Consider the following 13,195-nt stretch of genomic DNA (forward strand, 5'->3'; position numbering starts at 1 on the left):
TCTGTGATCTGCGACACGGGGTATTGCACTAGCTTTGTGATCTCCACCACCTGACGAAGGATCATGAAGTCGGATGAGCGGTGATCTTCACACGCGAAGCGTCCGCACGGTCACCAGAGGTGACATTTCCGCTAGTCATCGCAGGTCCGGGGCGACGTCTCCATATCAAGAGACTTCCTCCGCATGCAAATTGGTGATGGACGGGAAGGCTTGATAGAGGGATCCGTTCACACGTCGGGGGAGGGGTGTGGACGGATGTGGACGGCGTCGGCGCGTGCGCGCGTTCACGAGCGGGGGACCTTCGGGATCTACGCGCGGGGGCATGCCGTCATCTACGCGCGGGGCATTCATCGCTGAGACGGCTGTGTGACCTGTGCCACATCTGTCTATGTGCCAGATAAGTGGGGCTTGGCCACTGGTCGCAACCAGTGGTAGGCGGAGGGCAATTCGGACGTATTACGGAAACGGCATGATCACAGGCTTGATCACCTCTGCCCGCAATGCCCGTTACGGCGTCAATAAAGAGTGACGCGCCCCGGATTCGGCCGCGGATTGAACAACTGTGGCGCACCACACGTTTCTTGAAGGTATGAGGGAGCCCCTGATACCGGTTGTACCCATGTCCCACACCGCTCACATACGTAGCCACCGGAAGCCCCGCCGCAACGCGTCGACGCTCGCGATGCGCGCCGGAGTTGCCGGTGGCGTTCTCAGCACCCTGGCCGTGGCCGGTGCGGCCGGCTCTGCGAGCGCGGCCGAGCCCGTGACGCAGACTCTTGAACTGCCGACCCTGACGGCCGACCTCGCGACCCAGGTCGCCCAGTCCGCGGACGCCACCCAGCAGGCCGCGGCCAACTACGAGTTGCAGGCCGAGCGCGACGCGGCAGCCGCAAATGCCGCGAAGCAGGCCAAGGCGGACCTCGCCGACGCCAAGAAGAAGGCGGAGGCCAAGAAGAAGGCCGAGGCCGCTCGCAAGGCCGCGGCCGAGCAGGCCGCCTCGCGCTCCGCCGCGCGGACCACCCTGTCCGCCTCGGCCTCCACCTCCACGACCTCGACCGTCTCGGCGCCGGCCAGCGGCAGCGTCGCGACCGTCATCGCCTTCCTCAAGGCGCAGGTCGGCGACGCCTACGTGATGGGCGGGACGGGGCCCAACGCCTGGGACTGCTCCGGTCTCGTGCAGGCGGCGTTCAAGCAGGTCGGTGTCGACCTGCCGCGCGTCTCCCAGGACCAGTCGACGTCCGGTACGCCGGTCTCGCTGTCCAACATCCAGGTCGGCGACATCCTGTACTGGGGTTCGGCCGGTTCGGCGTACCACGTGGGTGTGTACATCGGTAACGGGCAGTACCTGGACGCGGCCAACCCCTCCAAGGGTGTCGTGATCCAGAACCTTTCGGGCTACCCGGCCACCGGCGCGGTACGCGTTCTCTGAGCCGCACCCGCGTCCGAAGTCCCACGGCTTGAGGGCCGCCGCCTGAAGGCGGCGGTCCCCGTCGTCGTATCCCCGGGGCCATCGCGGCCCGTTCGGGCCCCACAGGGCCCTCACAGCACCGGGAAGAGCCACCCGCGGACGACCACCGGGATGCGCCTCCCGACGGGCGGACCGACCGCCGCCGCTCGCGGTCCCGCCGACGCGGGCCGCCCTCGAAGCGGCGCGTCGCCTCCGCTCCCGCGTGCGGGGCCACCCCGCTCCCCACGTACAGGTCCGCCTCGTTGCCGGATCCGGGTCCGCCCCCGCCGCGTCCGGGCCTGTCTCCGCCCCGCGTCCGGGTCTGTCTCCGCCCCGCGTCCGGGCCCGTCCCGTTGCCGCGTCCGGACCGGCGTCAGCCCCCGCGCCGAGGCTCGCCCTGTTCCCGCGTCGGCGCTCGCCTTGTTCCCGCGTCCGGCCTCGCACTCTCGTCCGCCGTCGCCTGTCGCCTGTCGCCTGTCGCCTGTCGCCTGTCGCGGTCATCGTGGCCGGGTGTGCCGACGGTTCCGAAGGGGCGACTCGAAGTCGGCCATAACGGGTCAACTGCCGCGGGTGGAGCGGTGGGGCGTTCTGTTCACGTCCCGGGCACGTCCGTGCGCGCCGTCCGTCCCGGCTCTCGTACCGTCCCGGCTTCCGTGGCTCTCCCCTCGCTGCCGCGGGGGCGCGCCGCCGCGGCGGTCGGTGGACCGGCGCGGAGGGGGGCTCACACGTCACGCCCGCGGGGGAGGCCGGGCGCGAGCACCGGCCTTTCCCGCGGGCGTGACGTCCCGGCCTCAGGCCTTCGGTGCCACCTTCGACAACCCGTTGATGATCCGGTCCATCGCGTCGCCGCCGGTCGGGTCCGTCAGGTTCGCCAGCATCTTGAGGGTGAACTTCATCAGGAGGGGGTGGGTCAGGCCCCGCTGCGTCGCGATCTTCATGACCTTCGGGTTGCCGATCAGCTTCACGAAGGCGCGGCCGAGGGTGTAGTAGCCGCCGTAGGTGTCCTTGAGGACGCGGGGGTAGCGCTGGAGGGCCAGTTCACGCTGGGAGGGCGTCGAGCGGGCGTGCGCCTGGACGATGACGTCCGCGGCGATCTGACCGGACTCCATGGCGTACGCGATGCCCTCGCCGTTGAAGGGGTTCACCAGGCCGCCGGCGTCGCCGACCAGCAACAACCCCTTCGTGTAGTGCGGCTGGCGGTTGAAGGCCATCGGGAGGGCGGCGCCGCGGATCGGGCCGGTCATGTTCTCGGGCGTGTATCCCCAGTCCTCCGGCATCGAGGCGCACCACGCCTTCAGGACCTCGCGCCAGTCCAGCTCCTTGAAGGAGTCGGAGGTGTTGAGCACACCGAGGCCGACGTTGGACGTACCGTCGCCCATGCCGAAGATCCAGCCGTAGCCGGGCAGCAGACGGTCCTCGGCGCCCCGGCGGTCCCACAGCTCCAGCCAGGACTCCAGGTAGTCGTCCTCGTGGCGCGGGGAGGTGAAGTACGTACGGACCGCGACGCCCATCGGGCGGTCCTCGCGGCGGTGCAGGCCCATCGCCAGCGAGAGGCGGGTGGAGTTGCCGTCGGCCGCGACGACCAGCGGCGCGTGGAAGGTGACCTCCCGCTTCTCCCCCGTGTCGCCGAGCTTGGCGTGCACGCCCGTGATGCGGCCCGTGCGGTCGTCGATGATCGGGGCGCCGACGTTGCAGCGCTCGAACAGCCGCGCGCCCGCCTTCTGCGCCTGTCGTGCCAGCTGCTCGTCGAAGTCGTCACGCTTGCGGACGAGCCCGTAGTCCGGGTACGACGCGAGATCCGGCCAGTCGAGCTGGAGGCGGACACCGCCGCCGATGATGCGCAGTCCCTTGTTCCGCAGCCAGCCGGCTTCTTCGGAGATGTCGATGCCCATCGAGACGAGCTGCTTGGTCGCGCGCGGGGTCAGCCCGTCACCGCAGACCTTCTCCCGCGGGAACGCGGTCTTCTCCAGGAGCAGGACGTCGAGTCCGGCCTTCGCCAGGTAGTACGCGGTGGTGGAACCGGCTGGTCCAGCCCCGACGACGATCACATCTGCGGTGTTTTCGGAGAGGGGTTGGGGCTCGGTCACGGCGGGGTCTCCCCAAGACTCGAAATCTGCGTGCTGACGGGCACTGGACATGGGCAGTCTATGCAGCGGTACTGATGACCTGGCTGAAGGGCTGCCCCCGTGAACCGAGCTCTCCCCGACGTCCGGCTCCGCGTCCCCACCGACGAGGACGCGTTCGCCTGGCACCGGATCTTCGCCGACCCCGAGGTCATGGCGTTCCACGGCGGCCGGGCGGCCGAGTTGTCCGTGTACGAAGAGCTCACCGCGCGGCAGCGGCGGCACGACGCCGAGCTCGGGTTCTGTCTGTGGACGATCGTCGACTCCGAGGGCGAGGTGCTCGGCTTCACGGGTGCGCAGCCGTGGCCGGGCGAGTGGGGGCCCACGGGCGAGATCGAGATCGGCTGGCGGCTCGGGCGGGCGCACTGGGGCAAGGGGTACGTCACCGCGGCCGCGCTGACGACCCTGGAGCGGGTGCGGGCGGCGGGTGTCCCCCGGGTCGTGGCCATGGTCAGACCCGCCAACGAGCGGTCGATCGCCGTGACCCGGCGCGTGGGCATGGAACTGGCCGAGGTCTTCGCCCATCCCACGCGGGAGGACGCCGCGCACTGCTACCGGCTCACCCTCTGACGGCTCACCCCGACGGCTCGCGCGAGGGCCGCTGACGCCTTCCGCCAGGGACCGGCCGGGGCTTACCCTGCCGGTACCGCTGGGGGGTGACGTCCGTGCGCCTGACACCCGAGACACCCGAAGTGCGCGTACCGCGGCTCATCGGCCTGATGGCCGTGGACGCGCGGGAGAGGGCCGAGGCGCGTGGTGTGCTGCTCGCCGCGCCCGACCGGCCCGACTTCTCTCTCACCGTCGTCGACCACGTCGTACGCCAGTACCCGCCGCCGGGGTCCGAGATCCCCCGCGGTGCCGTGGTCACCGTGTGGTTCGAGCTCGGTGACGCCGGGGGAGGCACCGGCGTGCGTGAACCCCGGCTGCCGCTCCCGCCGTCGGGCGGGCTGCGCCGTGAGCTCGACGAGCCGGAAGACCCGTTCGAGGTGCTGAGAACCGTCAGGCCTTGAAGCCCCGGTGCAGGGCGACCACGCCACCCGTCAGGTTCCGCCACGCCACCTTCGACCAGCCGGCCTTGCGCAGCCGCTCCGCCAGGGCGGGCTGGTCGGGCCACTCCCGGATGGACTCGGCGAGATAGACGTACGCGTCGGGGTTGGACGACACCGCGCGGGCGACCGGCGGCAGCGCCCGCATCAGGTACTCGGTGTAGACCGTGCGGAAGGGTGCCCAGGTCGGGTGCGAGAACTCGCAGATCACGACCCGGCCGCCCGGCTTGGTCACCCGGTACAGCTCGCTCAGCGCCGTGTCGGTGTCCTGGACGTTGCGCAGACCGAAGGAGATCGTCACCGCGTCGAAGGTGTCGTCCTTGAAGGGCAGCTTCGTCGCGTCACCGGCGGTCAGGGGCAGCCAGGGGTGGTTCTTCTTGCCGACCCGGAGCATGCCGAGGGAGAAGTCGCACGGGACGACGTACGCGCCGGTGCGGGCGAAGGGGAGCGACGAGGTCGCCGTACCGGCCGCCAGGTCCAGGATCTTCTGCGCGGGGCGCGCGTCGACCGCCTTCGCGACCTCTCTGCGCCACACCCGGTCCTGGCCGAGCGACAGCAGGTCGTTCGTCAGGTCGTACCGTTCCGCCACGTCGTCGAACATCGAGGCGACTTCGTGCGGCTGCTTGTCCAGGGATGCGCGGGTCACGGTGCCATTGTGGCAGCACGGGCCGGACGGCTCTGCGGCGCCCGGCCCGTACACGGCTCCCGTACGCCCGCTCAGGGGAACCGTCGCGGCTTCTTCCTGGCCGCGACGTCCTCGACCCAGCCGAACAGCGGGATCGCGATCCAGATCAGCACCCAACCGACCCCGAGCATGAACCAATGGCTCTCCAGCGGCAGCCACTTCTCGAAGGCGGGCACCTTCCAGAACCGGTCGATCGGCGGAACGGCGGCCACCAGGGCGATCTCGTGCCACAGATAGATCGTCACCGCCCGCCCGTTGAAGATCGTCACGGTCCGGTCGAGCCGCCTGAAGCGGGCGAGCCGGGCGAAGTCGACGCGGTAGTGGGCCTTGACGTACATCAGGAGCATGACGAAGCCGGCCGACCAGAAGGCCTGCGCGACCGGGATCTCGTCGAGGTCGTAGGTGCCGTACTCCGCCTGGTGCGCGAAGGCGTACCAGCCGCCGAGGGCGAGCAGCGCCAGCGAGGCCGCGATCACCGGGGCGGGCCTGGGACGCCGGAGCACGCCCTCGCGGTGCGCGAACCCGGCCAGCCAGCAGAACAGGAAGGTGGCGAAGTCCGTGAGGCCGCCGCCGAAGCGGTCGTACGGCGGCTGCCATCCGCACCGGAGGACCACGACCGGGACGAGGGAGAGCAGCAGGGCCGGGACGGGCGCCCGGCGGAAGACCTTCAGGAGGAGCGGTGACAGCAGGACGAACCAGAGATACGTCCTGAGGTACCAGAGGATCTCCCGGGCCTGGGTGCCCCACGCGTCGCCCGGAGGATCGCCGACCGGCACGATCCAGAAGACGATCTGCCAGCCCGGCATCCAGTCGTGGACCAGCATCGCGACGACGACGACGAAGAACCCCCAGAGCGCTGGCTCCAGAGCTGTTTCAGCGAGGCGGGCGCCTCAGTCCAGGCCCTGGCGTGCTCCTGGTAGACGACGCGCCGGCCCGCCCGGTGCAGAGCGATGGTGATGTCGGTGTCCTCGGCGAGGGTGTCCTCGCTCATGCCGCCGACCTCCAGCACCGCGTCCCGGCGGAACGCGCCGATCGCGCCCGGGACAGTCGGCATGCAGCGCGGCGGGTCGTACATGCGGCGGTCGAGGTTGAAGCCCATCACGTACTCGATGTGCTGCCAGGCTCCGATGAGGGTGTCGCGGTTGCCGACCTTGGCGTTGCCCGCGACGGCACCGACCTCCGGGTCCGCGAAGGGCTGTACGAGCTGGTGCACCGCGTCCGGCTCGAAGACGGTGTCGCCGTCCATCATCACGACGATGTCGTGACTCGCGTTGCGCACGCCGTTGTTGAGAGCGGACGGTTTGCCCGCGTTCTGCCGGCGGATGACACGGACGTTCGACATGCCCGACGACTCGGCGATCTCGGACGTGCCGTCCGTCGAACCGTCGTCGACGACGATGATCTCGATCGGATGCGTGCTCCTCGCCAGTGAGTCAAGGGTGTTGGCAATGCACTCCTTCTCGTTGTACGCGGGCACGATCACGGTCACCGGGCGGGTGACCGTCGGTCCCCAGCTGAATCTGCCGCCCCTGCCGCGTCTCCTGTCGCGCTGCCGGTGGTGACCCCCGCCGCGCCCGCGAGGGCCAGCTGATCACGCGCGGTTTCTGCAGCGCCGCGGCCCGGCCCGCAGCCCGCTCCATCCTGGAGGGGGCACGCCGGCGGCCGCGTGAGGGCGTCGTCGAAGTCATGGGGGCCCGTTCCCGTCAGTGGGCGCCGGGGGAGGCGGACTCGGAGGGGGCCGGGGCCGGGGAGGAGGCGCCGCTGGGCGCACCCGACGGCGAGGTGGCGGTAGGCCTGCCGGTGGGCGTCGCTCCGCCCCGGGGCCCGGTGGGCGTCGCTCCGCCCCCGGGCCCGGTGGGCGTCGCTCCGCCCCCGGGCCCGGTGGGAGCCGCTCCGCCCCGCGGCGGGAACGCGCCCCCGGGTGCGGAGCCGGCCCGGTCGCCGCTGAACGGGAACAGCGAGGACGGGGTGAGCGAGGTGCCCCAGCCCATGAAGGTCATGCCGAGAACGAGCGCGTAGCCGAGGCAGACCGCACCGGCCAGCACGCTGATTCTGCGGAGCAGGTGGGCCCTGCGCCCGGAGTTGTCCACGAACACGGGGCCTTCGTCGGGCCCGTTGCCGCGTTCGCGACGGCGGCCGCGCCCTTGAGCGCGGTTTTCGACGGCTGACTCGGATTGCATTCCCCGGACGTCAGGACGCCTTTATGTGTCCAATTCTCTGGTTCATGTGAGGCACCGATGAAACGCGGCCCAGACTGTCCGTTCTCTGGGGGAATCCCCGAACGGCGGCACGGTTCGAGGCGGATGGATATGAACCCTATGCCCCGATGGCATGTCCGACTCTTCCGGTTCGCGCCCTCCTTTTCGTGGGCCGCTCAAGGGTCACCCATGGCCCCCATGGGCCCCCGTATTCGGGAACAGCCCTCGAATGTGTCACCTCTGGGTTCCGGAATCGCATTTTTTTCGTCCCGGGACGGAATTCACGAGAGCGGGTGCGTACGCGATGAGGAGTTCCCTGAGGCCGGCCGCGGGGCTCGTCTGGCTGTTGGCCCTGGCCGCCGCGAGGTGCTCCTCCGGCGCCGACACCACGGACGCGGCACCCGGGGGCGCCGCGAAGACCGGTACGCCGACCAGTACGGCGACGACGGCACCCACCACCTCGTACGCGCCCTATGTGAGCGCCACCGCGGCCTCCGCGACGGACGCGACGGGGTCCCCGGCCCTCTACAATCTGGCCTTCGTGATCTCGGGCGGTGGTGGCTGCGTGCCCCGGTGGAACGGGACGGACGCCGTCGGCGACGCGGCCGTGAAGTCCCGTGTCGCGGCGCTCGACGCCGTCGGGTCGACCCGGGCCGACTTCGACGTCGAGGGCGCCGTACTGACCGACTCCGCCTCGGTCGCCCTGCGTTCCGAGGCGATCGCGCTGCTCGAGTCCGCGAACGACCACACCGTGCGGGTCTCCACCGTGAACGTCATGACGATGAACTACGGGAGTTCGTACACCGGTGACATGGGTGACTACACGGAGACCGCCGCCCTGGCGGCCCATGACCAGCTGGAGGACGTCTTCGGGCTGTCGAGCGCGGCGGCCTGGCAGGGGCTCGCGCTCACCTCGATGATCGGGGACAACGACGTGGCGGGCGAGACGTCCGGACTCGCGGACGCGGCCCGGGTGCGGGCCTTCGCCGAGGAGAAGGGAATCGCCTGGGTGTCGATGTGGTCGACGTTCCGGGACCGGCAGTGCTCCGGCGACGACGCGGCCTCCGACGGCGCGGCCACCGACTGCAGTGGGGTGAGGCAGAGTCCGGGGGCGTTCGCGCGGGCCTTCGCGGGGCGAACCGCACCGGGTCGACGGCCGGCGGAAAGGCGCCGACGGCCGAGCGGAACCGTGGGGGCGGCCGAGCGGAACAGTGGGGGCGGCCGCCGGGCCGCAGCGGCTCAGCGGCGTCGGTGCACCAGCCGGCCGGCGCACACGGTCGCGACGCACGCGCCGTCCGTGTCGAACACCGCGAGGTCGGCGCGTCCGGTGTCGACGATCACGCTCTCACGGACCCGGGGAAGCACGGCGATCTCGTTGCGGACGGCGGCGGCCCTCAGTTCGGCGGTGTCCGTGTACCGCTCCAGTACGGCGGTGGAGCCCGACTTCAGGACCGCGTGCAGCCGTTCGCGCGGGGACGGCGCCTGCGGCAGCGGGCCCTCGTGGACCAGCGCGGGCCCGAGCACGCCGGGCCAGCGCCTCAGCCTCGCCTCCGGAAAGCGTTCCCGCAGCTCGCTCAGGGGTCCGGCCCCCACGACCCGGTCCCCCCGCACGGCGACCGCGCCGTCCCGCACCGGCTCCGTGTCCCAGCGAAGGCGCAGCTCGTCGGCGGCGTGAATGGTCAGCACGACGGGGTCAGTTGGACGCGAGCAGCTTCAGCTCGGGGTGGGCGGTGCCGCCCGCGATCGCGGTGGACGAGATGTGCGACATGACCCGCTCGTCGACCGGGTCGTCCGCCGGGTCGTCGTGGACCACGATGTGCTCGTAGGTCGTGGCCCGCTGGGCGGGCACGCGCCCGGCCTTGCGGATCAGGTCGATGATCTCCATGCGGTTGGAGCGGTGCTTGGCGCCCGCCGAGGAGACGACGTTCTCCTCCAGCATGATCGAGCCGAGGTCGTCCGCGCCGTAGTGCAGCGAGAGCTGGCCGACCTCCTTGCCGGTGGTCAGCCAGGAACCCTGGATGTGGGCCACGTTGTCGAAGAAGAGCCGGGCGATCGCGATCATGCGCAGGTACTCGAAGAGCGTGGCCTGCGTACGGCCCTTGAGGTGGTTGTTCTCGGGCTGGTAGGTGTACGGGATGAAGGCGCGGAAACCGCCGGTCCGGTCCTGTACGTCGCGGATCATCCGCAGGTGTTCGATGCGTTCGGCGTTGGTCTCACCGGTGCCCATGAGCATCGTCGAGGTCGACTCGACACCCAGCCCGTGCGCGGTCTCCATGATCTCCAGCCAGCGTTCGCCGGACTCCTTGAGCGGGGCGATCGCCTTGCGCGGCCGGGCGGGCAGCAGTTCGGCGCCGGCGCCCGCGAAGGAGTCCAGGCCCGCCTGGTGGATGCGGGTGATGGCCTCCTCGACGCTCACCTCGGAGATCCTGGCCATGTGCTCGACCTCGGAGGCTCCCAGCGAGTGGATGACCAGCTGGGGGAAGTTCTCCTTGATCGCGGAGAAGTGCTTCTCGTAGTACTCCACGCCGTAGTCCGGGTGGTGTCCGCCCTGGAACATGATCTGGGTGCCGCCGAGTTCGACGGTCTCCGCGCAGCGGCGCAGGATGTCGTCGAGGTCGCGGGTCCAGCCCTTGGCGGTGTCCTTGGGCGCGGCGTAGAACGCGCAGAACTTGCACGCCGTGACGCACACGTTCGTGTAGTTGATGTTCCGCTCGATGATGTACGTCGCGATGTGCTCGGTGCCGGCGTACCTGCGGCGGCGTACGGCGTCGGCGGCGGCGCCCAGCGCGTGCAGCGGGGCGTCACGGTAGAGGTCGAGCGCCTCTTCCGGGGTGATGCGCCCACCCTCGGCGGCACGGTCGAGGACGGACTGAAGGTCGGCCTTCTCGGTCACCGGGAGCGTCCCTTTCATAAGGGTGTGGACGGACCTGGCCAGCCTACGCCAGCCCCGCCGGACGCCCGACGTCAGGCCGCGTACGCCCCCATCAGCAGTCCGACGTACGCACCGGCGATCAGGAACGGCCCGAACGGGATCGATGTCCTGCGCCCGGCGCGGCGCGCGAGGACGAGCCCCAGTCCGTACAGCCCCCCGAACAGGAACCCGGCGAAGGTCCCGAGGACGACGGTTCCCCATCCGTACCAGCCGAGCACCGCCCCGAGGCCCACCGCGAGCTTCACGTCCCCGAACCCCATGCCGTTCGGGTTGACGAGGAAGAGGAGGAAGAAGGCGCAGCCCAGCGCGAGTGCCCCGAACAGGGCGGTCGGCCAGTCCCCGGTGTGCTCGGGGACGACGGCGGCCGCGCCCAGCAGCGCGAGCGCGAGACCCGCGAGCGGCAGGGTGAGCACGTCCGGCAGCCGCTGCACCCCGAAGTCCACGAGCGCGAGCAGCACGCCGAGCGGTGCGAGCAGCAGCCAGGCGCCCAGCTCGGGGCGGGTGCCGGTGGCGAGCGACAGGCCGGCGCAGACCAGCGCGGTGGTGAGGGCCACGAGAGGCGTGCGCGGCCCGTACGACGCCGCGGCGGCGAGCCGTGGCGGACGCCCCGCGGCACCGGACGCCACCGGCACCGTACGGCCGGCGCACTCGGCGCAGCGGGCGGGTCCGAGCCAGCCGCCCGCGACACCGGTGATGGTGTGTCCGCCGGGACACCGGTCCCGCCATGCCTCGTCCGGCTCGACGGAGAAGCGGTGGGCGGCCCGTGGCACGAGCACTCCCACGGCCGCGCCCCAGGCGGCGGCGACGGCGGTCAGCCAGAGAACGGGGTCCACGCGCCCACCCTACGCAGCCGGCCGCGGTCCGGGCAGGGCGTGCCTCCCACGGTCCGTCGCCGCCGCCCGGGAGCCATGGCCGGTGCGCGGTCGGCTAGTTGGGCAGTTTCGACATCCGGGCCACCGGATCGCCCGCGTCCGGGTTGTCGGTGTCGTACTTGAGGTCGCCCCCGGCCGGTGTCAGCCGCACCTCGTGGCTGCCGGTCGTGCAGGTGCCGGGGTTGGACTTCCTGGCGACGCTCGTCGCGGTGAGCCGCTGGTCCGTGACCTTCCTCAGCACGAGTACGTCCTCGCAGACGCCGCCGATCAGATCGGTCGACCGGAACGTGCCCACTTCCTCGCCCGCGGCGGCGCGGTGCAGGGTGACGCGGAACGTGCCCGCGGGCAGCTTCCCGTCCAGCGCGTAGCCGTCGCCCTCCCAGGTGCCGAGGTACTTCGCGGGCACCGGACCGGGCTCCGTGTCCGCCGGGCCGGAGGTGTCCGGCGACGCCGCCGGACGGCTCGCCGTCGAGTCGGCGCCGCCGGAGTCCGAGGAATGATCGCCGCCCGGCAGCAGGTCGAAGAGGAACGCCGAGCCCACCGTCACCGCCGCGAGTGCTCCGGCGACCGCGAGGGCGAGCGTGCAACTGACCCTGCGCCCACGGCCGTCCGTACCGGGGACCGAGGTCGTGGCCAGACTGACGGAGAGCTTGCCGGGCTCGCGGCCGGGGCCGGTGGAGTGGCCGGTCCTGGCCTCGGCCGCGTCCCTGGGCTCGCGCTGGTCCGGTACGTACGTGGGGTGCGCGGGGTGCGCGGGCCGGTCGGGGTACGGGGGCATGGACGGCGGCGGCCCGAAGACTCCGCCGGTCGCGTGCGGGCCGGCTCCCGATGTCCCCACCTGCGGTGTCCCGGCGCGCGAAGTGCCGCTCCCCGGCGTCCCGGGGCCGGAGTCCGAGCCCGCCGAAGGGCTGTCGAACCCCACCGGTCCCGGCGGCGCGGCCTCCGCCGCCTCCAGGTTCAGCAACTGCACCGCGCCGCGGCTGACCTGCTCGACCAGGGGTCCCGGCAGCCATCCCGCCGTCACCGAGCGCGCCGCTCCGCCGGGAGCCAGTCGCGCGGCCACCTCGGCGGGGGCCGGCCGGCCGGCCGGGTTCTTCGCCAGACAGGCCGCCGCCAGGTCCCGCAGCTCGCCCTCCAGGGAGCCGAGCCGGGGTTCCTCGTGCACCACCTTGTAGAGGAGGGCGGCCGAGGAGTCACCGGGGAAGGGGGACTCCCCCGTCGCCGCGTACACCAGCACCGCGCCGAGCGAGAAGACGTCGGCCGCGCCCGTGACCGCCTTGCCGAGGATCTGCTCCGGCGACATGTAGCCGGGCGAGCCGACGGAGACGCCCGTCGAGGTGAGCGAGGCCGTGCCGTCGGTCGCGCGGGCGATGCCGAAGTCGATGAGGAGGGGGCCGTCGAGGGTCAGCAGGACGTTGGACGGCTTGACGTCGCGGTGGACGAGGCCGAGCACGTGCACCGCCCCGAGCGCCTCGGCGAGGCCCGCGCCCAGCACCCGTACGGACGGAACGGGCAGCGGGCCGGCGTCCGCGACGGCGGCCGCGAGCGAGGGACCGGCCGCGTATCCGGTCGCGACCCAGGGCACCGGTGCCTCCGGGTCCGCGTCCAGGACCGGCGCCGTCCACGCGCCGCCCACCCGCCGCGCGGCCTCGACCTCGCGACGGAACCGGGCACGGAACTCCTCGTCCAGCGCGAAGTGCGGGTGCACGATCTTGACCGCGACCGTACGTCCGCCCGCGCTGCGGCCCAGGTACACGCGCCCCATGCCGCCGGAGCCGAGCCGGCCGAGCAGCCGGTAGGGCCCCACGACCGTGGGTTCGTCGACTCCGAGCGGCTGCATGACACTCACAGCTCATCCCTCCCCCGTACGCACTGGACGCACTGCCCAGCAG

11 protein-coding genes and 2 pseudogenes are annotated in these 13,195 nt (G+C 71.7%); 4 read left to right on the top strand and 9 right to left on the bottom strand.

Annotated elements, in window-relative coordinates:
• Nucleotides 1–589: 589 nt before the first annotated feature.
• Nucleotides 590–1,429: a C40 family peptidase gene (locus tag GFH48_RS17685; protein ID WP_153289191.1), complete on the top strand. Its 840-nt coding sequence runs from the start codon at nt 590–592 to the stop codon at nt 1,427–1,429.
• An 809-nt stretch (nt 1,430–2,238) separates the two neighbouring features.
• Here GFH48_RS17685 and GFH48_RS17690 read toward each other — a convergent pair.
• Nucleotides 2,239–3,534, bottom strand: a complete 1,296-nt coding sequence (locus GFH48_RS17690) for a geranylgeranyl reductase family protein (RefSeq protein ID WP_153289192.1) — start codon at nt 3,532–3,534, stop codon at nt 2,239–2,241.
• Nucleotides 3,535–3,633: 99 nt separating this feature from the next.
• Here GFH48_RS17690 and GFH48_RS17695 point away from each other — a divergent pair, with 99 nt between their 5' ends.
• Nucleotides 3,634–4,140, top strand: coding sequence for a GNAT family N-acetyltransferase (locus GFH48_RS17695; RefSeq protein ID WP_153289193.1), 507 nt, complete (start codon nt 3,634–3,636; stop codon nt 4,138–4,140).
• Between the two features lie 95 nt (nt 4,141–4,235).
• Complete coding sequence (locus GFH48_RS17700; RefSeq protein ID WP_153289194.1) at nt 4,236–4,580, top strand: PASTA domain-containing protein; 345 nt, start codon at nt 4,236–4,238, stop codon at nt 4,578–4,580.
• Here GFH48_RS17700 and GFH48_RS17705 read toward each other — a convergent pair.
• From GFH48_RS17705 to GFH48_RS17720, 4 genes and pseudogenes are all read right to left on the bottom strand, one after another.
• On the bottom strand, nt 4,570–5,262 hold the full coding sequence (locus GFH48_RS17705) for a demethylmenaquinone methyltransferase (protein ID WP_153289195.1): 693 nt from the start codon (nt 5,260–5,262) through the stop codon (nt 4,570–4,572). The genes GFH48_RS17700 and GFH48_RS17705 overlap by 11 nt on opposite strands.
• Nucleotides 5,263–5,333: 71 nt before the next feature.
• Nucleotides 5,334–6,125 carry an acyltransferase family protein gene (locus tag GFH48_RS17710; RefSeq protein ID WP_153289196.1) on the bottom strand — a complete coding sequence of 264 codons (792 nt, stop codon included), beginning with the start codon at nt 6,123–6,125 and terminating at the stop codon, nt 5,334–5,336.
• Nucleotides 6,126–6,154: 29 nt separating this feature from the next.
• Nucleotides 6,155–6,862 (bottom strand): annotated as a pseudogene (locus GFH48_RS17715) (glycosyltransferase family 2 protein); the annotation flags it as partial.
• Between the two features lie 142 nt (nt 6,863–7,004).
• Nucleotides 7,005–7,481 carry a hypothetical protein gene (locus GFH48_RS17720; protein ID WP_153289197.1) on the bottom strand — a complete coding sequence of 159 codons (477 nt, stop codon included), beginning with the start codon at nt 7,479–7,481 and terminating at the stop codon, nt 7,005–7,007.
• Between the two features lie 322 nt (nt 7,482–7,803).
• Here GFH48_RS17720 and GFH48_RS17725 point away from each other — a divergent pair.
• Nucleotides 7,804–8,634: pseudogene (locus GFH48_RS17725) on the top strand (hydrolase); the annotation flags it as partial.
• Between the two features lie 104 nt (nt 8,635–8,738).
• On the opposite strand, the gene GFH48_RS39195 reads toward GFH48_RS17725, so the two are convergent.
• From GFH48_RS39195 to GFH48_RS17740, 4 genes are all read right to left on the bottom strand, one after another.
• Nucleotides 8,739–9,185 carry an imidazolonepropionase-like domain-containing protein gene (locus tag GFH48_RS39195; RefSeq protein WP_228121347.1) on the bottom strand — a complete coding sequence of 149 codons (447 nt, stop codon included), beginning with the start codon at nt 9,183–9,185 and terminating at the stop codon, nt 8,739–8,741.
• A 7-nt stretch (nt 9,186–9,192) separates the two neighbouring features.
• On the bottom strand, nt 9,193–10,392 hold the full coding sequence (gene mqnC / locus GFH48_RS17730; protein WP_153289198.1) for a cyclic dehypoxanthinyl futalosine synthase: 1,200 nt from the start codon (nt 10,390–10,392) through the stop codon (nt 9,193–9,195).
• A gap of 71 nt (nt 10,393–10,463) precedes the next feature.
• On the bottom strand, nt 10,464–11,264 hold the full coding sequence (locus GFH48_RS17735; protein WP_153289199.1) for a prepilin peptidase: 801 nt from the start codon (nt 11,262–11,264) through the stop codon (nt 10,464–10,466).
• Nucleotides 11,265–11,358: 94 nt separating this feature from the next.
• Nucleotides 11,359–13,143, bottom strand: coding sequence for a serine/threonine-protein kinase (locus GFH48_RS17740; protein WP_153292967.1), 1,785 nt, complete (start codon nt 13,141–13,143; stop codon nt 11,359–11,361).
• Nucleotides 13,144–13,195 lie beyond the last annotated feature (52 nt).

The organism is Streptomyces fagopyri, from assembly GCF_009498275.1.
Classification (GTDB): Bacteria; Actinomycetota; Actinomycetes; order Streptomycetales; family Streptomycetaceae; genus Streptomyces; species Streptomyces fagopyri.